At 65.7% G+C, this 18919-nt stretch carries 16 protein-coding genes and 1 tRNA gene; 9 read left to right on the top strand and 8 right to left on the bottom strand.

Features of this window, described 5'->3' with window-relative positions; all coding sequences use genetic code 11:
• Window positions 1–30 precede the first annotated feature (30 nt).
• The 4 genes from QO033_RS08180 to clpB form a co-directional block, all read right to left on the bottom strand.
• The gene (locus QO033_RS08180) at window positions 31–1374 is read right to left on the bottom strand and encodes a S41 family peptidase (RefSeq protein WP_284480469.1); all 1344 of its coding nucleotides are present in this window, start codon (window positions 1372–1374) and stop codon (window positions 31–33) included.
• Between the two features lie 6 nt (window positions 1375–1380).
• Window positions 1381–2532 carry a murein hydrolase activator EnvC family protein gene (locus QO033_RS08175; RefSeq protein WP_284480468.1) on the bottom strand — a complete coding sequence of 384 codons (1152 nt, stop codon included), beginning with the start codon at window positions 2530–2532 and terminating at the stop codon, window positions 1381–1383.
• On the bottom strand, window positions 2529–4046 hold the full coding sequence (gene gpmI / locus QO033_RS08170) for a 2,3-bisphosphoglycerate-independent phosphoglycerate mutase (protein ID WP_284480467.1): 1518 nt from the start codon (window positions 4044–4046) through the stop codon (window positions 2529–2531). Before gpmI ends, QO033_RS08175 begins: the two co-directional genes overlap by 4 nt.
• A 213-nt stretch (window positions 4047–4259) precedes the next feature.
• Window positions 4260–6875: an ATP-dependent chaperone ClpB gene (clpB, locus tag QO033_RS08165; protein ID WP_284480466.1), complete on the bottom strand. Its 2616-nt coding sequence runs from the start codon at window positions 6873–6875 to the stop codon at window positions 4260–4262.
• 321 nt (window positions 6876–7196) lie between these two features.
• Here clpB and QO033_RS08160 point away from each other — a divergent pair, with 321 nt between their 5' ends.
• Both QO033_RS08160 and pyrF read left to right on the top strand, forming a co-directional pair.
• Window positions 7197–7487 (top strand): hypothetical protein, encoded by a 291-nt coding sequence (locus QO033_RS08160; RefSeq protein WP_284480465.1) that lies wholly within the window; start codon window positions 7197–7199, stop codon window positions 7485–7487.
• Window positions 7488–7554: 67 nt separating this feature from the next.
• Window positions 7555–8250, top strand: a complete 696-nt coding sequence (pyrF, locus tag QO033_RS08155; protein WP_284480464.1) for an orotidine-5'-phosphate decarboxylase — start codon at window positions 7555–7557, stop codon at window positions 8248–8250.
• Window positions 8251–8579: 329 nt separating this feature from the next.
• On the opposite strand, the gene QO033_RS08150 is transcribed toward pyrF, so the two are convergent.
• Window positions 8580–9029 (bottom strand): NUDIX hydrolase, encoded by a 450-nt coding sequence (locus QO033_RS08150; RefSeq protein WP_284480463.1) that lies wholly within the window; start codon window positions 9027–9029, stop codon window positions 8580–8582.
• 88 nt (window positions 9030–9117) lie between these two features.
• Between QO033_RS08150 and QO033_RS08145 the strand changes: the two genes are divergently transcribed.
• Entirely contained in the window at window positions 9118–10371 is a 1254-nt protein-coding gene (locus tag QO033_RS08145) for a DNA polymerase IV (RefSeq protein WP_284480462.1), read from the top strand.
• Between the two features lie 4 nt (window positions 10372–10375).
• On the opposite strand, the gene QO033_RS08140 is transcribed toward QO033_RS08145, so the two are convergent.
• Window positions 10376–11236 (bottom strand): N-formylglutamate amidohydrolase, encoded by an 861-nt coding sequence (locus QO033_RS08140; protein ID WP_284480461.1) that lies wholly within the window; start codon window positions 11234–11236, stop codon window positions 10376–10378.
• Window positions 11237–11383: 147 nt separating this feature from the next.
• On the opposite strand from QO033_RS08140, the gene QO033_RS08135 reads away from it, so the two are divergent.
• From QO033_RS08135 to QO033_RS08125, 3 genes are all read left to right on the top strand, one after another.
• Window positions 11384–11458 (top strand) — tRNA-Val (locus tag QO033_RS08135).
• 78 nt (window positions 11459–11536) lie between these two features.
• Window positions 11537–11662 carry a type B 50S ribosomal protein L36 gene (gene ykgO, locus QO033_RS08130; protein WP_284480460.1) on the top strand — a complete coding sequence of 42 codons (126 nt, stop codon included), beginning with the start codon at window positions 11537–11539 and terminating at the stop codon, window positions 11660–11662.
• Between the two features lie 207 nt (window positions 11663–11869).
• A complete protein-coding gene (locus tag QO033_RS08125; RefSeq protein WP_284480459.1) occupies window positions 11870–12886 on the top strand; it encodes a Fe(3+) ABC transporter substrate-binding protein in 1017 nt (338 codons plus the stop codon).
• A 203-nt stretch (window positions 12887–13089) separates the two neighbouring features.
• Here the strand turns inward: QO033_RS08125 and QO033_RS08120 are convergent, their stop codons facing one another.
• Together QO033_RS08120 and QO033_RS08115 are read right to left on the bottom strand one after the other, a co-directional pair.
• On the bottom strand, window positions 13090–14649 hold the full coding sequence (locus QO033_RS08120; protein WP_284480725.1) for an ABC transporter permease: 1560 nt from the start codon (window positions 14647–14649) through the stop codon (window positions 13090–13092).
• 244 nt (window positions 14650–14893) lie between these two features.
• Window positions 14894–15346 carry a DUF302 domain-containing protein gene (locus QO033_RS08115; protein WP_284480458.1) on the bottom strand — a complete coding sequence of 151 codons (453 nt, stop codon included), beginning with the start codon at window positions 15344–15346 and terminating at the stop codon, window positions 14894–14896.
• A 123-nt stretch (window positions 15347–15469) separates the two neighbouring features.
• On the opposite strand from QO033_RS08115, the gene QO033_RS08110 reads away from it, so the two are divergent.
• The 3 genes from QO033_RS08110 (at window position 15470) to msrQ (ending at window position 18549) form a co-directional block, all read left to right on the top strand.
• Window positions 15470–16963: an FMN-binding glutamate synthase family protein gene (locus QO033_RS08110; RefSeq protein ID WP_284480457.1), complete on the top strand. Its 1494-nt coding sequence runs from the start codon at window positions 15470–15472 to the stop codon at window positions 16961–16963.
• Window positions 16964–17033: 70 nt separating this feature from the next.
• Complete coding sequence (msrP, locus tag QO033_RS08105; protein ID WP_284480456.1) at window positions 17034–17942, top strand: protein-methionine-sulfoxide reductase catalytic subunit MsrP; 909 nt, start codon at window positions 17034–17036, stop codon at window positions 17940–17942.
• Window positions 17911–18549, top strand: a complete 639-nt coding sequence (gene msrQ, locus QO033_RS08100) for a protein-methionine-sulfoxide reductase heme-binding subunit MsrQ (RefSeq protein WP_284480455.1) — start codon at window positions 17911–17913, stop codon at window positions 18547–18549. Before msrP ends, msrQ begins: the two co-directional genes overlap by 32 nt.
• The last annotated feature ends 370 nt before the right edge of the window (window positions 18550–18919 follow it).

Here is an 18919-nt window from a genome sequence, read left to right as displayed (position 1 = left end):
GCCGCGCGGATCAGGAATCGGATCGGCAGGTTACTGATCCGTGTTCTCGGTTGCGATCACCGACAGGCCCTTGAGGATGTCGATCGCATAGGCGAGCTGATAATCCTCGACCCGCAGGCGCGCGGCGGCTTCGGCCTTGGCGCGGTCTTCCTCGATCTGGCGGATTTCATCCTCGGTCAGGCTGTCGTTGTTCAGCCGGCCGCGCAGGTCCGCCTCCGAACGCGAGCGGGGCCGCGTGGTGGTTTCCTCTTCTGCCGCCGGCTGGCGCCGGGGCTGTTCCACCACGATGTCCGGCGAAACGCCGAGCGCCTGGATCGACCGGCCCGACGGCGTGTAATAGCGCGCCGTGGTCAGCCGCATAGCGCCATCGCCCCGAAGCGGCATCACCGTCTGGACCGAGCCCTTGCCGAAGCTCTTGGTGCCGACGACGATGGCGCGGTGGTGATCCTGCAGCGCACCGGCGACGATTTCAGAGGCCGAGGCCGAGCCGCCGTTGATCAGCACCACCATCGGTTTGCCTTCGGCCAGATCGCCCGGCGTGGCATTGAAGCGTTCCCCGTCCGAGGGGTTGCGGCCGCGGGTCGAGACGATCTCGCCGCTTTCGAGGAAGGAATCGGAGACCTTGATCGCCTGGGTCAGCAGGCCGCCCGGGTTGTTGCGCAGGTCCAGCACGATGCCGTTGACCTTGTCGATGCCGCCGGCGGCCTCGATCTGTTCGGCCAGACCGGATTCCAGGTTCGGCGTGGTCTGGTCGTTGAAGGTGGTGACCCGCAGCACCACCGTGCTGCCCTCGGTCCGGGCGCGCACGGCGGTCAGCTTGATGGTGTCGCGGATGATCGAGACGTCGAAGGGTTCTTCCTCGCCCTCACGCACCACGGTGATCACGATTTCCGAGCCGACCGGCCCGCGCATCATGTCGACGGCCTGATCCAGGGTCAGCCCCAGCACGCTCTCGCCGTTCACGTGGGTGATGAAGTCGCCGGCCTCGATGCCGGCCTCGGCCGCCGGGGTGCCGTCCATCGGCGACACCACCTTGACGAAGCCCTCTTCCTGGGTGACCTCGATCCCCAGACCGCCGAATTCGCCACGGGTCTGTACCCGCATGGCGGCGGCATCGTCGGGGGAGAGATAGCTGGAATGCGGATCAAGCGAGGTCAGCATGCCGTTGATGGCCGCCTCGATCAGCTTGGATTCGTCTACCGGCTCAACGTATTGCGAGCGGATGCGTTCGAAAATATCCCCGAACAGGTCGAGCTGTTCGTAGACGTTCGAGCTGCGCGCGCTTTCTTCGGCCAGCAACGGGCCGGCCACCTGCGTGGTCGCAATAATGCCTGCAACCGTGCCGCCGAGCGCGGCCATCACGAACTTTTTCATACGTAGTTACCCATCCTTGTCGGTCCGGAACCATGTTTCAGGATCCACCGGGCTGCCGCCCTCTCTGACCTCTATATAGAGCGTTTCCGAACGCTCAGTTCCAGTGCCATCACCGCTTAGTGACAAAATCGCCCCGATTTCCGGGACCTCGCCGCCCATCAGCCCCACCGGTGTTCCCTCAGGGATCACCTGACCGGCTTCGCCGTAGACCTCCGCCAGACCCGACAGGATGATCAGCATGTCGGGCTGGGGTTCCAGAATCACGACATTGCCCAGATCGAGCAGCGGACCGCGATAGCGAATCGTGGCCGGCGCCGGGGCGGTGACCAGGGCGCGCGGCCGGGCCGCCACCACGATGCCCGCGCGCTTGATGCCGGCGGCATCGGCCTCGCCGGCGCGATGCAGGATCACACCCTGAACCGGCAGTGCCAGCTGCCCCTTGCGCGTGGTGATGTCGGCGTGGCTCTCGGGGATCTCCTCATCGGTGATCTCGGCCAGGCCGCTGGCGAAACCATCGAGCGTTTCGGTCGAGGAGATCAGGATCGCCGTGCGCACCGGATCGGCGGTGAAACGGCGCGGCAGGTCGGTGCGGTCGGCGATCGCCTGGCTGAGCGCGCTGCGCGCCTGCTGCACCCCGGCAAGCCCCTCTTCCAGCGTCTTGGCGGCGTTCTGCTGCAACAGCCTGAGGGTCTGAACCTCGTCGAGATCCTCACGCAGGCGCTGCGCCTGAGTGTTCAGCGCCGGTGTCACCTCGGCCAGGATCATGCCGGAACGGGCGCTGCCCAGCGGCCCCTGCGGGTGCAGCATCAGAACCGGCGGCGGCGCGGTCTCGATGGTCAGAAGAACCCCCATCAGCTGGGCGATCTCGCCTTCGCGCGCCTGCAGCTTGCGGCTCAGCTGCGCTTCGCGCATGGCGGCGCGGCGCAGCCCGTCGCGCATCGCCTCCAGCCCGGCCTCATAGGCGCGGATGGTTTCGGTCAGCGCCTTGACCCGGTCTCGGGCATCGACCGCGCCCTGCAGTTCCAGCGCTGCCTTTTCCAGCTGTGCCGAGGCCGCGCGGGCGGCGCTGGCGGGATCCGGGCGTCCCTCGGCCGCGGCGCTGCCAGCCCAGAGGGCAGCAGCGCAACAGGCGGCACTGAGGACGCGGGCCAGCCTCATTGCAGCAGGCTTTCCCCGGTCATTTCCGCGGGTTTCGGCAGGCCCATCAGCTCCAGCACCGTGGGCGCCAGATCGGCCAGCCGGCCGGCGCGCAGCGTCGCCCCCTCGGGGCCGCCGACCAGCACCACCGGCACCGGGTTCAGGGTATGGGCGGTATGTGGGCCGCGGGTCTCGGGATCCCACATCTGTTCGCAGTTACCGTGGTCCGCCGTCACGATCATCGCGCCGCCGGCCTTCTTGAGCGCGGCCACCGCCTTGCCCAGCCCCTGATCGACCGCCTCGCAGGCCTTGATCGCGGCTTTCAGGTCGCCGGTATGGCCGACCATGTCGGGGTTGGCGAAGTTCACCACGATCAGGTCGTAGCCATGTTCGATGGCCTCGACCAGCTTCGCGCTCACCTCGGCTGAGGACATCTCGGGCTTGAGGTCATAGGTCGCCACATCGGGGGATTTCGGCATGTAGCGGTCTTCGCCCTCTTCGGGCGCTTCCTTGCCGCCGTTCAGGAAGAAGGTGACATGCGGGTATTTCTCGGTCTCGGCCAGGCGGAACTGGGTCAGCCCCTGTTTCGCCACCCAGGCGCCCAGCGTGTTGACGATGTCGCGCTTGGGGAACACCGTGTTGAAATAGGCATTATGGCCGACCGAATATTCGACCATGCCCAGGAGCGCCGCCCAGACGGGTCGGGTGCCGGTATCGAATTCGGCAAAGCCGGGCTCGCCGATGGCGCGCAGGATCTCGCGGGCGCGGTCGGCGCGGAAGTTCAGGCAGAAGAAGCCGTCGCCGTCCCGGGCACCGGCATAGTCGCCGATCACGGTGGCGCCGATGAATTCGTCGGTTTCGCCCTGCTCATAGGCCTGGTCGATGGCGGAATGAGCGCTGGCGGCATGCCGGCCCTTGCCGTGGATCATCGCCTCATAGGCCTCCGACACCCGGGCCCAGCGGTTGTCGCGGTCCATCGCGTAATAGCGGCCGGTGACGGTGACCACGCGGGCGGTGGCGGGCAGGTGCTCTTCCAGCTCCCGCATGTATTCGAAGGCCGATTTCGGCGCCACGTCGCGGCCGTCGGTCACCGCGTGGAGCGCAACCGGCACCCCGTTGGCGGCAATCGTGCGGGCGGCGGCGGCGATATGGTTGAGATGGCCATGCACCCCGCCGTCGGACACCAGCCCCATCAGATGGGCGGTGCCGCCGGTGGCCTTGAGCTTGTTGATGAAGGCCAGCAGCGCCTCGTTCTCGAAGAAGGAGCCATCCTCGATCGACAGGTCGATCTGGCCCAGGTCCATCGCCACCACCCGGCCGGCGCCGATATTGGTGTGCCCGACTTCGGAGTTGCCCATCTGCCCGCTGGGCAGGCCGACATCGGGGCCATGGGTGATCAGGGTCGCATGCGGCCCCTCGGCCATGATCGCATCGAACGTCGGGGTCGCGGCCTGCGCCGGCGCGTTGTTCTCGACCTCGTCAGAGAGGCCCCAGCCATCCAGAATGCACAGGACAACGGGTTTGAGGGCAGTCATGGGCGGGACTCCGTTTCAGTTCAGTCTCTGCCTTCTATCGCCGGATGCGCGCGGGGTGAACCGGATTTCGCGCCAATGCGCCGGGAGCGGCCGGTCCCGGCCCGGCGGAGCCGGGGGCAGGGAAGATGTGACAGGGGGATTGATCGAAATGCGATCGGGCAGCCGGAAAAGAAAAAAGGGCCCGCCGGTGTGGCGGGCCCTGATGGGGTCGGATCAGTGGATCACCGCATCGGCGGGTTTGGCCGGATCGGTGCCCAGCTTGCCGCCGATGATCAGCCCGCCCTCGCCAGCGGAGACCGGCAGCACCTCGCCATCCCGGATCTCGCCGGCCAGCAGCATTTCGGCCAGCGGGTTCTGCAGCGCCGTCTGGATCACCCGTTTCAGCGGGCGTGCGCCGAACACCGGGTCGTAGCCTTCGTCGGCCAGCCAGGTCTTGGCCGCCTCGTCCAGCTCCAGATCGATCTTGCGGGCGGCAAGCCGCTTGCGCAGACGCTCCAGCTGAATGTCGACGATGCCGTCCATGTTCTCCCGGCTCAGCCGGTCGAAGATGATGGTCTCGTCCAGACGGTTCAGGAACTCCGGCCGGAAGTGGGCGCGGACGGCTTCCATCACATCGGCCTTGGCCTGTTCGCTGCTGGCCCCTTCGGGCAGCATGCTCAGCGCCTGGGACCCGAGGTTCGAGGTCAGCACGATCAGCGTCTGCTTGAAGTCGACCGTGCGGCCCTGACCGTCGGTCAGCACCCCGTCGTCCAGAACCTGCAGCAGCACGTTGAAGACATCCGGGTGGGCCTTTTCGACCTCGTCGAACAGCACGACCTGATAGGGCCGGCGCCGCACCGCTTCGGTCAGAACCCCGCCTTCGTCATAGCCGACATAGCCCGGAGGTGCGCCGATCAGACGGGCCACGGCGTGTTTCTCCATGAATTCCGACATGTCGATGCGGACCATCGCGTTGTCGTCGTCAAAGAGATAGTTGGCCACGGCCTTGGTCAGCTCGGTTTTCCCCACGCCGGTCGGCCCGAGGAACAGGAAGGACCCCAGCGGCCGGTTTTCGTCGTTCAGCCCGGCACGGGCCCGACGCACCGCATTGGCCACCGCGCGGACGGCCGAATCCTGGCCGATCACCCGCCGGTGCAGCTCGTCTTCCATGCGCAGGAGCTTCTCGCGCTCGCCCTCCAGCATCTTGGAGGTCGGGATACCGGTCCAGCGTTCGACCACAGCGGCGATTTGCTCGGGGCGCACGGCCTCTTCGACCATCTTGCCCTCTTCCTCGGCCTGTTCGGCCTCGGACAGCTGTTTTTCCAGCTGCGGGATGATGCCGTAGGACAGCTCCCCCGCCTTGGCGAGATCGCCGTTGCGTTTGGCGATGTCCAGATCGGCGCGGGCACGGTCCAGCTGTTCCTTCAGCTCGCGCGCAGAGGCCAGCTTGTCGCGTTCCGCCTGCCATTGCGCGGTCAGCTCTGCCGAGCGTTCCTGCAGATCGGAGAGCTCTTTCTCCAGTTTTTCAAGCCGGTCCTTCGAGGCCGAGTCGTCTTCCTTCTTCAGTGCTTCCGCCTCGATCTGCAGCTGCAGGATATGCCGGTCCAGCTGGTCCAGCTCTTCGGGCTTGCTGTCGACCTCCATCCGCAGCCGGCTGGCGGCCTCATCGACCAGATCGATGGCCTTGTCCGGCAGGAAGCGGTCGGTGATGTAGCGATGCGACAGGGTTGCCGCCGCCACCAGCGCCGAGTCGGAGATCCGCACGCCGTGGTGCAGTTCGTATTTCTCCTTGATGCCGCGCAGGATCGACACGGTGTCCTCGACCGTCGGCTCCTCGACCATGACCGGCTGGAACCGGCGGGCCAAGGCGGCGTCCTTCTCGACATATTTGCGGTATTCGTCCAGCGTGGTGGCACCGACGCAGTGCAGCTCCCCCCGGGCAAGCGCAGGCTTGATCAGGTTGGCCGCATCCATGGCGCCATCGGTCTTGCCGGCGCCGACCAGCGTGTGCATCTCGTCGATGAACAGAATGATCTGTCCGGCGGCCGACTGGATTTCGCTCAGGATCGCCTTCAGGCGTTCCTCGAATTCACCGCGGTATTTCGCGCCGGCGATCAGCGCGCCCATGTCCAGCGCCAGAAGCCGCTTGTTGCGCAGCGATTCCGGCACGTCGCCATTGATGATGCGCAGCGCCAGCCCCTCGGCGATGGCGGTCTTCCCGACACCGGGCTCCCCGATCAGCACCGGGTTGTTCTTAGTCCGCCGGCTCAGCACCTGCATCGACCGGCGAATTTCCTCGTCGCGGCCGATGATCGGGTCGATCTTGCCCTGTTCGGCGGCCTCGGTCAGGTCGCGGGCGTATTTCTTCAGCGCGTCATAGCTTTCTTCGGCATTGGCGGTGTCGGCGGTGCGGCCCTTGCGGATGTCGTTGATCGCCTCGTTCAGCTTCTGGGCCGAGACCTTGCCGGCCTCAAGCGCTTCCTTGGCGGCGGATTTGACCATGCAGAGCGCCATCAGCACCCGTTCGACAGGCACATAGCTGTCGCCGGCCTTGGTGGCGATCTTCTCGGCTTCGTCGAGAACCTTGGCGGTCTGGGTGTCGAGATAGATTTGCCCGGCGTCGCCGCTGACCTTGGGCAGTTTGGCCAGAGCGGCCTCGACCGCCTCGACCACGCGGGCGGGTACGCCCCCGGCGGCAGCGATCAGATTGCTGGCAAGCCCCTGATCGTCATCCATCAGTGCTTTGAGCAGATGTTCGGGCAGCAGACGCTGATGCTCCTCGCGGATCGCAATGGTCTGCGCGGCCTGCACGAAACCGCGTGCACGCTCGGTGAACTTGTTCAAGTCCATGAAACTCTCCTTTTTCAAGCGCCCGGTTGTCCGGCGCCCGCATTGCGGCACGCCTGTGTTGGGCCTCGACATCCAATTTGGGCAGGGCGCGGCGCAGTTCAAGACCCTGTGATCGGGATATTCGGCGCCGGGCAACTGCTTGGCCGGGCTTGAGAAACAGGGCCCTGCCGGGGCAGCGGGGCACGCCCGCGACATTCTGTCTAGGCGGTGCTGACTTGAGGGAACCGTGGCAGCGGACCGGCAAAGCTGGTTTCATCGTGGTTAACAAGAGCAGCAATCCGGCGGTCAGACAGCCGGAGCGAACAAGACGAAGACAAAACCATGTTGATTACGGACGTTGTGTTCTCCGACCACCGGTATCTGTCGGAGGTGGGATGTCATCAGGCGGCGGTGGGGCTGATCGCCGGTCCCCGTCGGGCGACCTTTTTCTGCACCGTGGCGCTGGCCGAGACGGTGCCGGAGGCGTTGCGCGACGCTGCCCTTTTGCGCGAGGCGATGCGGCAGCTGCGACGGATGCCGGAATTCCGCACCGGCGCGGTGCAGGTGGCGCTGGTTCCGGCGCTCGATCCGGCGCGGCGGGTGCTGCGCGCGGCGTTGCGGCAGGCGGCCTGACGCGGGCTCTTGTTCCGGAGAGGGGCGGGCCTTAGACAGGCCGGGCCGCAACCCGAGGAGAGCGCCGATGTCCGATGACCGTCTGATTGTTGCCCTGGATGTGCCCAACGCGCTGCAGGCGCTGAAACTGACCGATCAGCTGGGCGATGCCGTCAGCTTCTACAAGATCGGGCTGGGGATGCTGACCGGCGGCGGGCTGGCGCTGGCCAACGAGCTGATCGCCGAACACGGCAAACGCATCTTCCTGGACATGAAACTGTTCGATATCGGCGCCACGGTCGAGGCGGCGGTGCGGGGTCTGGCGCAATTCGATCTGGATTTCCTGACCGTGCATGGCGATCCGCATGTGGTGCGCGCCGCCAAGGAGGGAGCGGCAGGCAAGGATCTGAAGATCCTCGCCGTCACCATCCTGACCTCGCTCGATCGCGGCGATCTGGACGACGGGCTGATCCGGGCCGGCGATGTCGCCGATCTGGTGGTGGAACGCGCCGGTCGTGCCTTTGCCGCCGGTGCAGACGGGGTGATCGCCAGCCCGCAGGAGGCCGCGTTGATCCGGGCCCTGCCCGAAGCCGAGGGCCGGCTGATCGTTACCCCGGGGGTGCGTCCGGCGGGGGCCGCTCTGGGCGATCAGAAACGGGTCGCAACCCCGGCCAGCGCGATTGCGGCCGGCGCCGATCATATCGTGGTGGGCCGACCGGTTTGGCAGGCCGCCGATCCGAGGGCGGCGGCGCAGGCGATCGTCGATGAACTTGCCTTGATCTGAGGCATTTCGGCCTGCCGGACGGTCGGGAAAGTTTCCGTAAGGGAAGCTCAACTGAAAAGTGTGCCTGGAAAAGCACATATCAAACGTCTGTTTCCGATATGTGAGTTTCCACGCTTCTCAAGTGATCGAATTTGGGTGACCTTAGGGAAGAGACACTCCCCAACGGACCTTTTTCTTCCTGTGGTTCGTTACCTTCCCCCCCGCCCTGGTTGCGGGGGGTCTTTCCGAGAGGGACCTGAATCGGGGCCGAGGACAGCGTCGATTTCAGGGCCGCTTCACCCCGGACATCTGATCTGCTGCAACCGGATGTGCCGAGGACGTCTCGGCCGTCACAGCACGCAGAGCGGCCCGCCTCCCTGCCCGAGATAAAGCGCCAGCTGTTCGGCGAAATGCGGCACTGCCAGCGGGTGGCAGCAATAGCTTTGCGGCGACATCAGCCGCCATTCCTGCCCTTCGTCGCCCAGCCGCACCTCCTCCGCCCGCCGGGCCGGCAGATGCGCGGCGAAGAACCAGACCCGGCCATGTGGCCTGAGATAGCTGGTCGACCAGCTCACCTCGGCCGGGGTCAGCTGCAAACCGATCTCCTCGCGGGTTTCGCGCAGGGCGCAGTCGAGCGGGCTTTCTTCGCCCTCGCGGCCGCCGCCGGGCAGATCCCAGTGGCCGGGCCAGGGGATGTCCGGCTTGTCGTCGCGCAGGATCACCAGCAGGTCGGAGCCGAGAAACAGCGCCAGCTTCGATCCGGAAAACGGCGTCAGGTCGGACCCGTCGGGTTTTGGCATGATGACTGTCCCGCAGTTGCGTTCTATCCTGTCCCAGACATACGCAGCCTTGCCCGTCTTCGCCAGTCTTTGCCCCCGGCCCCTGCCCATGCCCTCGCTTTGTCGTGATTGCCTGACCCGGTTCGAAACCGGCCGTCGCTGCCCCGCCTGCGGCAGTCCGCGGGTGCTGTCGCATCCCGAGCTTTTCGATCTGTCGATCGCGCATATGGACTGCGACGCCTTCTATGCTTCGGTGGAAAAGCGCGACAATCCGGAGCTGGCCGACAAGCCGGTGATCATCGGCGGCGGCCGGCGCGGTGTGGTCTCAACCGCGTGCTATGTCGCGCGCATCCGTGGCGTGCGGTCGGCAATGCCCATGTTTCAGGCGCTCAAGCTCTGTCCGGGGGCGGTGGTGATCCGGCCGCGCATGCAGGTCTATGCCGAGGTCTCGCGTGCGATTCGCGTCATGATGGAGGAGCTGACCCCGGATGTTGAACCGCTGTCGCTGGACGAGGCGTTTCTCGACCTCTCCGGCACCACCCGGCTGCACGGGGCGCCGCCGGCCGTGATGCTGGCGCGGCTGGTCAAGCGGATGAAGGACGAACTGGGGCTGACTGGCTCCATCGGGCTCAGCCACAACAAGTTTCTGGCGAAGGTGGCCTCGGATCTCGACAAGCCGCGGGGCTTTTCGGTGATCGGCAAGGCTGAGACCGCGGATTTCCTGCGCGATCGGCCGGTGCGGTTGATCTGGGGCATCGGCCCGGCGGCGCAGGGGGCGCTGGAAAAGGCGGGGATTCGCAGCTTCGCCGATCTGCTGCGCTGGGAGCGGCGCGATCTGCACGAGCGGTTCGGCGCGATGGGGGACCGGCTCTATGATCTGGCGCGCGGCGTCGACCGCCGCCGTGTCTCCGCCCATGCGCCGATCAAGTCGATCTCCAACGAAACCACCTTCGACGAAGACACCGGCAACCCGGAGATCCTCGACGGGCATCTGTGGCGGATGTCGGAGAAGGTCGCCGACCGGACCAAGGCCAAGGGGCTGGCGGGCCGCGTCGTGGTGCTGAAGCTGAAGCGCGCCGATCATTCGCTGTTGAGCCGGCGGCTGGCGCTGCGCGAGCCGGTGCAACTGGCCGACCGAATCTATCGCACCGCCCGCGGCCTGTTCGATCAGGTGGAGGAAAAGGGGCCGTTCCGCCTGCTGGGCGTCGGCCTGGCCGAGCTCTGCCCCGAGGCGGAAGCGGAACGCTCCGGTGATCTGCTGGATCCGGATGCCGCCCAGCGGGGCCGGGCGGAACGCGCCACCGACGAGATTCGCCGCCGCTTCGGCAAGGACGCGATTCGCAAGGGGCGGGCGCTGCGCTAGCCGGTCATTCCGCGGCCAGCGGCAGATCCACGTAGCCGATGCTGGCGATCTCGGCGATGACGCCGCGCAGCAGGCTGCGGAAACTGTCGAACTGAGCGTTGGGTTCGATTCTCTGCTCGTCCATGTAAAGCGACCGGTCGATCTCGATCTGGATCGCATGCTGGCGCCGCGACGGCCGGCCATAGGCCTGGGTGACATAGGCGCCGGCAAAAGGCGTGTTGCGCGACACCACCAGCCCGGCGGCGATAAAGGCGGCCTCGACCCGCTCCATCACCGAGGCTTCGGCGGCGGCGCCGAATCTGTCGCCCAGCACGATTTCCGGGCGCGGCATGCCGCTGCGCGCGATTCCATCCATCGCCTCATGCGGCATGGAGTGGCAGTCGATCAGAATCGCCTCGCCGAACCGGTGATGCGCCTGGTCCAGCAAATCCTGCAGCGCGCCGTGATAGGGCCGCCAGATCCGGTCCAGACGGTCCGTGGCCTCGCGCATCGGCAGCTTGCCGCGATAGATCGCGCGGCCGTTCGACACCACGCGGGGAATCACCCCGAGCCCGGAAGCGACGCGTGGGTTGTGCCCGTGCCGGCGCACACCTTCGATCAGGGCGGGGTCGAGCTCGTCCGGGCTGCGATTCAGGTCGACATAGGCGCGCGGGGCCCGGGCACAGAGCAAAGGAGCCCCGAATTCCGGGGCTGCGGCGAAAAGCTGGTCGACGAAAGCGTCTTCTGAGGATCGGATCGCGCGGGGATCCAGAATCGACCGCCGCAGGAATCCCTCCGAATATTCATGGCCGCTGTGAGGCGAGGCGAAAACGACGCTGGACAGGCGGCGAGAGGGCTGAAAAAGGGAAAAAGCAGGGTTGGTCATCAATGTTCCTCACGCTTCGGACAATAGCTTGCAGAATCCTTTGTCAAAAGCCCTTGATCACCCCGGAAAGACCTTTTATAGACCCCCGCACCGGCGCGGATTTCCGCGCCCCATTTGATTGTGGGGCAAAGACGCGCAGGCATTCATGGGCGGTTAGCTCAGCGGTAGAGCACTACGTTGACATCGTAGGGGTCACTGGTTCGATCCCAGTACCGCCCACCATGAATTCACCGTCTCGGGGTATCCCGGGGCCCCGACAAGCTCAGGCGCTGGCCCGCGCCGCAGGACAGGAGACAGGCCATGAAGGTCAAGAACTCGCTCCGCTCGCTGAAGACCCGGCACCGCGATTGCCGGGTGGTGCGTCGCAAAGGCCGGGTTTATGTGATCAACAAAACCCAGCGCCGGTTCAAGGCCCGTCAGGGCTGAACGACGACGCGGATCACGATCCGACAGAAACCGCGCCTTCGGGCGCGGTTTTCTTTTTGGGGCATCGGGTTTTGAGGTGGCGACGCTCGGGTGGTCGGCATCACTTTTCTGACAAAAATAATAAGTTTTTCTTGCCCGTCCCGCCGAATTCCCTATGTCTTGCGCCATTCGGGCCGTGCCCGTGACGGAACAAGGAGGATCTCCGGGATGAAACTTGGTTTGACCTGTGCTGCCGCCGCCCTGCTGGGTGCGCTGGCCCCCGCTGCCTTTGCTGGCGGCGATGTGAACATCTACTCTTCGCGCCATTATGACACCGACGAACGGCTCTATTCCGATTTCGAAGAGGCGACGGGAATCACCGTCAACCGGATCGAGGGCAAGGCGGACGAGCTGATCGCCCGGGTCCAGGCGGAGGGGCTCAACTCTCCGGCCGATGTGATTCTGACCGTCGATACCTCGCGGCTGGAGCGTGCCAAGAACGCCGGCATCCTGCAGCCGATCGACAGCCCGGTGCTGGAGGCGCGCATCCCCGCCTATCTGCAGGATAAGGACAACGAATGGTTCGGCTTCACCCAGCGTGCCCGGGTGATCTTCTACAACAAGGCCGATGTCATCGATCCGCCGCAGACCTACGAGGCGCTGGCCGACCCGAAATACAAGGGGATGGTCTGCATCCGTTCCTCGACCAATACCTATAACCAGACGCTGCTGGCGGCGATCATCACCCACAACGGCGCCGAGGCGGCGAAGGCCTGGGCGCAGGGCGTGGTCGACAACATGGCCCGCGCGCCTCAGGGCGGCGACACCGATCAGCTGCGCGGGCTGGTGTCGGGCGAATGCGATATCGCGGTTGCCAATACCTATTACTTCGCGCGCACCATCCGTACCGAGGTCGAGGGCGTCAGCGATCACCTCGACATGATCGGCTGGGTGTTCCCGAATCAGAACAGCTATGGCGCCCACATGAACCTCTCTGGTGCCGGCGTCGCCGCCCATGCGCCGAACCGGGAGAACGCGATCAAGTTCCTGGAGTATCTGGCCAGCGATTCGGCGCAGAAATATTTCTCCGCCGGCAATGACGAATATCCGGCGGTGCCCGGTGTCGGCCTGCCCGCTAGCGTCGCTGAACTCGGCTTCTTCAAGCCCGACGATATCGACCTGTCGCTGGTGGCCAAGCAGATCCCCGACGCCCAGAAGATTTTCAACGAAGTCGGCTGGAAGTGATCTGCCCCGACAGCTGAGACATCAATGAGGCGTCGCCCCTGACTGGGCGGCGCCTCATGCCTTCGGCGAGAGTATTTGCGCAGAGAAGAAGGACGCGCCGCGGCGCCCTGCCCATCCGGCCCTTCTCTTCTGCAGAAATACTCCGGGGGAGGCCGCAGGCCGGGGGCGGAGCCCCCCCCCCTCTGTCCCAAAAGTGCGGGCGATCAGCTGCGCCGGCCGACCTGGCGGCAGATCAGGATCACCGGCAACAGCCCGATGGCGACGATCACCAACGATGGCACCGCCGCGCCTTCCAGCCGCTCGTCCGAGGCCAGGCGATAGGCCTGCACCGCCAGGGTGTCGTAGTTGAAGGGTCGCATGATCAGGGTTGCCGGCAGCTCTTTCATCACATCGACGAAGACGATCAGCAGTGCGGTCAGCAGGCTGGGGGTCAGGATCGGCAGGTGGATGCGCCGCAGGGTGCCCAGCGGGCTTTCTCCCAGCGACCGGGCGGCGGCGTCCATATTGGCATGCACCGTGCTCTGTCCGCCCTCGTAGGCGCCGAGCGCGGCGGCGAGGAAGCGCACCATATAGGCAGCGACCAGCAGCCAGATCGAGCCGGTGACCAGCAGCCCGGTGGAAATACCGAAGCTGGCCCGCATCCAGGCGTCGAGCGTGTTGTCGAAGGCGGCGAAAGGCACCATCAGCCCGACCGCGATCACCCCACCGGGCACCGCGTAGCCGAGCCGCGCGAGATAGACCGTCGTCAGCGACCGCCGCCCGGGCCGCAGCCGCTGGAAAAAGCCGATGCAGATCGCGGCGAAGACCGTCACCAGCGCGGCGGTGCCGGCCAGCGTCAGCGAATTCTGGATGAAGCGGATGTAGCGCCGGCTGAGCAGATCCTGCTGGCCGTCGAGCCCCATGATCGCCAGCACCAGCGCCGGCAGGGCGAAACCCAGGATCACCGGCAGGGCGCAGAGCGCGAAGGCCGCGAGCGCGCGCAGCCCGCTCAGCGGTTCGGGCGGCATCTTCATGTGCCGTTTGCCGGCGGCGTGATACCGGGCTTTGCCGCGCGAGCTGCGCTCGGCCACCGCCAGCACCAGCGCGAAGACCAGCAGGCAGAGCGCCAGCTGCGCCGCCGCGGCGCGGTCGGCCATGGTGAACCAGCTGGTGTAGATGCCGGTGGCGAAGGTCTGCACGCCGAAATAGGCGGAGGTGCCGAAATCGGCGATCGTCTCCATCACCGCGAGCAGCACGCCGCCGGCGATTGCCGGCCGCGCCATCGGCAGGCTGACGCGCCAGAAGGCGGACCAGGCGCTGTGGCCGAGGGTGCGGGCGGCGAGGAAGGCGCCCGAGCTCTGCTGCACGAAGGCGGCGCGTGCCAGCAGGTAGACATAGGGATAGAGTACCAGGATCAGCATCGCCGCCGCCCCGCCGGTGGAGCGAATCTCGGGGAACCAGTAATCGCGCGGCCCCCAGCCGGTCACCTGCCGCAGGGTCGATTGCACGATGCCGGGGTGATCCAGGATATAGGTATAGGCATAGGCCAGCACGTAGGAGGGGAAGGCCATGGGCAGCACCAGCGCCACCTCCAGCACCCGCACCCCGGGAAACCGGGTCATCGTTACCAGCCAGGCCGCGCCCACCCCCAGCGCGAAGGTCCCGACCGAGACCAGCGCGACCAGAATCACGGTGGTGCCGGCATAGCCGGGCAGAACGGTTTCGATCAGATGGCGCACGGTGTCGGTGCCGCCGGTCACCGCGGCCAGCGCCACGGCCAGCATCGGCAGCAGGCAGGCCGCCGCCACCAGCGTGGCGATCAGCGCCAGTGCCCGGGTGCCACGGGTCTTGCGACGGGTGGCGCCGGCGGCGAGATCGGGGACAGAGGGAAGAGAGCTGGTCTGGGGCAAGGGGCGAGGGCTCCGATGGTCGGGTCCGTTTTCCCCTTATCCCTGCCTCATGCCCGGTTTTCCAGAGGCAATCGCCCCGCCCGGCGTCACGGTGCCGGGCGGGGCGACGGGCCCGGGATCAGTCGCCGAGCGCGCTTTTGACGATGCCGTCCAGCATCTGCTGAACCTCCTGCATCGGCCCGTCGGGGAACTGGCGATAGCCGACGAAGACGGTGCCGGGGGTCTCGGCCAGCTCCGCCACGAAGATGTCATAGGGGCAATATACGATGTTCATCGGATCGGCCTCCATCACGCTGCGCGACACCGTGGCCGAACAGAAGGAGTAGACGTCCGCTTTGGTGAACAGCACCTTGTCTGAGCCGACATCGGCGCGGGTCCGTTCCAGCATCTCCCCGACATGGCTGATGTGATCGACCACCAGCCCGGCATCGAGGATCGCGCTTTCCACACCGAAGGCGACATCCTCGAAGCTCTGATCGGTGCCGTAGCGCACCATCTGATCGGTTTTCTCCTGCGCGACCGCCATTTGCGCGGCCAGCCCGAGCGCTGCGGCGATAATGAATCTTGTCATGATTTCCTCCCTTTCTCCTCCCTTTCGGGGACGCCGCGGCTTGCCACTGCCGCCAATCCCAACCAGTCTTGAGGCTAACGCTTCGGCGCCTCCCGCGCCATATTAACATATAGGAGTTTTTGCATGATTTTCGCGGCGAATGCGGTCGAGCTTCTTGCGTTCCTCTTCATCGCGCTGCTCGGGCTCCTGTTCCTGGGTGCTGTCGCGCTCTTCGTGATCGACCGTATCCAGACCGGGGATGCCATCCGGCGCAACTATCCGGTGCTGGGGCGGTTCCGCTATCTCTTCACCACGCTGGGGGAGTTCTTTCGCCAGTATTTCTTCGCTATGGACCGCGAGGAGATGCCGTTCAACCGGGCGCAGCGCGACTGGGTCACTCGCGCCTCGACCGGGGAAAGCAACACCGTGGCTTTCGGCTCGACCCGCAACATCAGCGTGCCGGGCACCGCGATTTTCGTCAACGCGCCGTTCCCGCCGCTGAACGATCAATACGCCAAGACCGAGCCGATGCTGATCGGGCCGACCGCGCGACATCCCTATCTGGCGCCCTCTTTCTTCAATATCTCCGGCATGAGCTATGGCGCGATCTCGAAACCGGCGGTGGAGGCGCTGAGCCGCGGCGCCAAGGAGGCCAACATCTGGCTCAACACCGGGGAGGGCGCGCTCAGCCCGATGCATCTGGAGGGCGGCTGCGATATCGTGTTCCAGATCGGGACGGCGAAATACGGCCTGCGCAACGAGGCCGGCGGTCTCGACGACGACAAGTTGCGGGCGCTCGCCGCGCATGAGAACATCCGCATGTTCGAGATCAAGCTGGCGCAGGGGGCGAAGCCGGGCAAGGGCGGCATCCTGCCGGCGGCCAAGATCACCCCGGAGATCGCCAAGATTCGCCATATCCCGATGGGTAAGGACAGCATGTCGCCCAACCGCCACCCGGAGGTGCATGATTATGGCGAGCTCCTGGACATGATCGCCCATGTTCGCGAGGTCACCGGCAAGCCGGTGGGCATCAAGACGGTCGTCGGTTCGGAGGAGGCGATGCGCGCCTTCTTCGAGGTGATCGTCGCGCGCGGTCCGGAAAGCGCGCCGGACTTCATAACCCTGGACGGCGGCGAGGGCGGCACCGGTGCGGCGCCGATGCCGCTGATCGACCTGGTCGGCATGTCGGTGCGCGAGGCGCTGCCGGTGGTGGCCAATATCCGCGATGAACACGGGCTGAAGGACCGGGTACGGCTGATCGCCAGCGGCAAGCTGATCAACCCCGGCGATGTCGCTTGGGCGCTGGCGGCAGGGGCGGATTTCGTCACCTCCGCGCGCGGGTTCATGTTCGCGCTGGGTTGTATCCAGGCGCTCAAGTGTAACAAGAACACCTGCCCGACCGGCATCACCACCCATGACCCGCATCTGCAGAAAGGCCTGGTGGTCGAGCGCAAATACATCCGTGTCGCCCGCTATGCCCGCGGCCTGATCGACGAGGTCGAGACCATCGCCCATTCCGTCGGTGTCGCCGAACCGCGGCAGATGCGCCGCCGCCATGTGCGGATCGTGCAGGGCGACGGATCCAGCATCCCGATGAACGAGATTCTGCCAAGTTACAGTCCCGTCGCTGAAACGTGAGACAGCGTTGTTTGGTCCGCGCCCGCCGTGCGGTTAGATTTGTTGCGACCGATCTAGGGAGAGACCGATCATGGCCCGACGCTGGACCAACGACCTGACGACCGCCGATGTGACGCCGGAGGCGCTGTTTCTGAACCGCCGGCAGCTGATGACCGGGGCTGCCGCCACCGGGCTGGGGCTGACGCTGGGCCGCCCCGCCGGCGCGGCCGAAGAGATGCCGGCGCCCAATAGCTGGGAGGATATCACCAGCTACAACAACTATTACGAATTCGGCACCGGCAAATCCGACCCGGCGGAGAATGCTCACAGCCTGATCACCGCGCCCTGGTCGATCCGTATCGACGGGCTGGTGGACCGACCGGGCGACTACGACCTGACCGACATCCTGGCAAAGATGGACCTCGAGGAGCGGATCTATCGCTTCCGCTGTGTCGAAGCCTGGTCGATGGTGGTGCCCTGGCAGGGGTTCGAGCTGGCCGATCTGCTGGATCTGGCCGGGGTACAGGACGCTGCCCGCTATGTCGCCTTCGAAACCGTGCTCAGGCCGGAGGAGATGCCGGGCACCCGCTACCCTGTGCTCGACTGGCCCTATCGCGAGGGGCTGCGCCTGGACGAGGCGCTGCATCCGCTGACGATCATGGCCACCGGGATTTACGGCAAGCCGATGCCGAACCAGAACGGTGCGCCGATCCGTCTGGTGGTGCCGTGGAAATACGGGTTCAAGTCGATCAAGTCGGTGGTGCGCATCACCCTGACCGACCAGGAACCCTATGCCAGCTGGAACGCCTACAACCCGCGGGAATACGGGTTCTACAGCAATGTGAACCCGAACGTGGATCACCCGCGCTGGTCGCAGGCGACCGAGCGGCGCATCGGCGGCGGGCTGTTTGCCCGGCGGTCGCCGACGCTGATGTTCAATGGCTATGAAGACGAGGTCGCCGTCCTGTATGAAGGCATGGACCTGGCGACCTATTTCTGACGTGTCGGTCGCGGCGCTGAACCGTGCCGCCCGGCGGCTGCCGACCTGGGTGGTCTATCTGCTTGGGGCGCTTCCCGGGCCTGTGGTCTTCTATCAGGGGCTGACCGGCGGGCTGGGACCGGAGCCGATCAAGGCGCTGGAACATGCGCTGGGGCTCTACGCGCTGCAATTCCTGTTGGCCGGTCTGGCGATCTCTCCGCTGCGGCGGCTGGCTGGTCTCAATCTGATCCGCTTTCGCCGCGCCCTGGGATTGCTGGCGTTCTACTATGTCAGCCTGCATCTGCTGGTCTGGCTACTGCTCGATGTGCAGGTGCCGGCGGCGATCTGGGCCGATCTGGTCAAGCGCCCCTATATCACCGTCGGCATGGCGGGCTTTCTGCTGCTGCTGCCGCTGGCGCTGACCTCCAACAGTTTCTCGATCCGCAGGCTGGGTCGGCGCTGGCGGCAGCTGCATCGCGCCGTCTATGCAGCGGTGCTGCTGGGGGCGCTGCATTTCGTGATGCTCCGCAAGGGGCTGCAGATCGAACCCCTGATCTACTTCTCTCTCGCCGTTGGTCTGCTGGCCTTGCGGCTGCCACTGCCGCGAGTCTGCCGCAAGGCGGAATGAGACTTTGTGGGTTGTTTTGGTCTGGCTTGGGGGGTGTTTTTTGGGGGAGTCGGAGCGGGTCTGTGGGTAAGGCTGTGGATAAGGGGTGCGGGGGAGAGTGCCGGGGGATGCGGGGGTGTGATTTGACGGGATGGTCAAAGTTTTTCGACACCTAAGTTATTGATATTATGCAGTTTCGTATATTTTTTGCAGAAAAATGACGAATGGGGGAAGAATCTGCTTGCGGGTATTTGGAGTTATCCGTAAAAGCCCTTCACCGGCGGCGCTGAGGCGCTACGGGGCGCCACGGAGGCGGACGGAACGGAAGGCGGCGGCGCTGCCTGAGGGACCTGAGGCCGAGGTGGTGGACAGAAATTCAGAGGAATGATCG

The sequence above is a fragment of the Pseudodonghicola flavimaris genome (genome assembly GCF_030164425.1).
In the GTDB taxonomy this organism is placed as follows: domain Bacteria; phylum Pseudomonadota; class Alphaproteobacteria; order Rhodobacterales; family Rhodobacteraceae; genus Pseudodonghicola; species Pseudodonghicola flavimaris.
Note: the sequence above shows the minus strand (reverse complement) of the source record. Positions and strands in the feature narration are given on the sequence as shown.

What these genes read in the sequence shown, in the direction of transcription:
- QO033_RS08180 (WP_284480469.1), bottom strand. Translation starts at nt 1,374, where the DNA reads ATGAAAAAGTTCGTGATGGCCGCGCTCGGCGGCACGGTTGCAGGCATT.
- QO033_RS08175 (WP_284480468.1), bottom strand. Translation starts at nt 2,532, where the DNA reads ATGAGGCTGGCCCGCGTCCTCAGTGCCGCCTGTTGCGCTGCTGCCCTC.
- gpmI (WP_284480467.1), bottom strand. Translation starts at nt 4,046, where the DNA reads ATGACTGCCCTCAAACCCGTTGTCCTGTGCATTCTGGATGGCTGGGGC.
- clpB (WP_284480466.1), bottom strand. Translation starts at nt 6,875, where the DNA reads ATGGACTTGAACAAGTTCACCGAGCGTGCACGCGGTTTCGTGCAGGCC.
- QO033_RS08160 (WP_284480465.1), top strand. Translation starts at nt 7,197, where the DNA reads ATGTTGATTACGGACGTTGTGTTCTCCGACCACCGGTATCTGTCGGAG.
- pyrF (WP_284480464.1), top strand. Translation starts at nt 7,555, where the DNA reads ATGTCCGATGACCGTCTGATTGTTGCCCTGGATGTGCCCAACGCGCTG.
- QO033_RS08150 (WP_284480463.1), bottom strand. Translation starts at nt 9,029, where the DNA reads ATGCCAAAACCCGACGGGTCCGACCTGACGCCGTTTTCCGGATCGAAG.
- QO033_RS08145 (WP_284480462.1), top strand. Translation starts at nt 9,118, where the DNA reads ATGCCCTCGCTTTGTCGTGATTGCCTGACCCGGTTCGAAACCGGCCGT.
- QO033_RS08140 (WP_284480461.1), bottom strand. Translation starts at nt 11,236, where the DNA reads ATGACCAACCCTGCTTTTTCCCTTTTTCAGCCCTCTCGCCGCCTGTCC.
- ykgO (WP_284480460.1), top strand. Translation starts at nt 11,537, where the DNA reads ATGAAGGTCAAGAACTCGCTCCGCTCGCTGAAGACCCGGCACCGCGAT.
- QO033_RS08125 (WP_284480459.1), top strand. Translation starts at nt 11,870, where the DNA reads ATGAAACTTGGTTTGACCTGTGCTGCCGCCGCCCTGCTGGGTGCGCTG.
- QO033_RS08120 (WP_284480725.1), bottom strand. Translation starts at nt 14,649, where the DNA reads ATGCTGGCCGTGGCGCTGGCCGCGGTGACCGGCGGCACCGACACCGTG.
- QO033_RS08115 (WP_284480458.1), bottom strand. Translation starts at nt 15,346, where the DNA reads ATGACAAGATTCATTATCGCCGCAGCGCTCGGGCTGGCCGCGCAAATG.
- QO033_RS08110 (WP_284480457.1), top strand. Translation starts at nt 15,470, where the DNA reads ATGATTTTCGCGGCGAATGCGGTCGAGCTTCTTGCGTTCCTCTTCATC.
- msrP (WP_284480456.1), top strand. Translation starts at nt 17,034, where the DNA reads ATGGCCCGACGCTGGACCAACGACCTGACGACCGCCGATGTGACGCCG.
- msrQ (WP_284480455.1), top strand. Translation starts at nt 17,911, where the DNA reads ATGAAGGCATGGACCTGGCGACCTATTTCTGACGTGTCGGTCGCGGCG.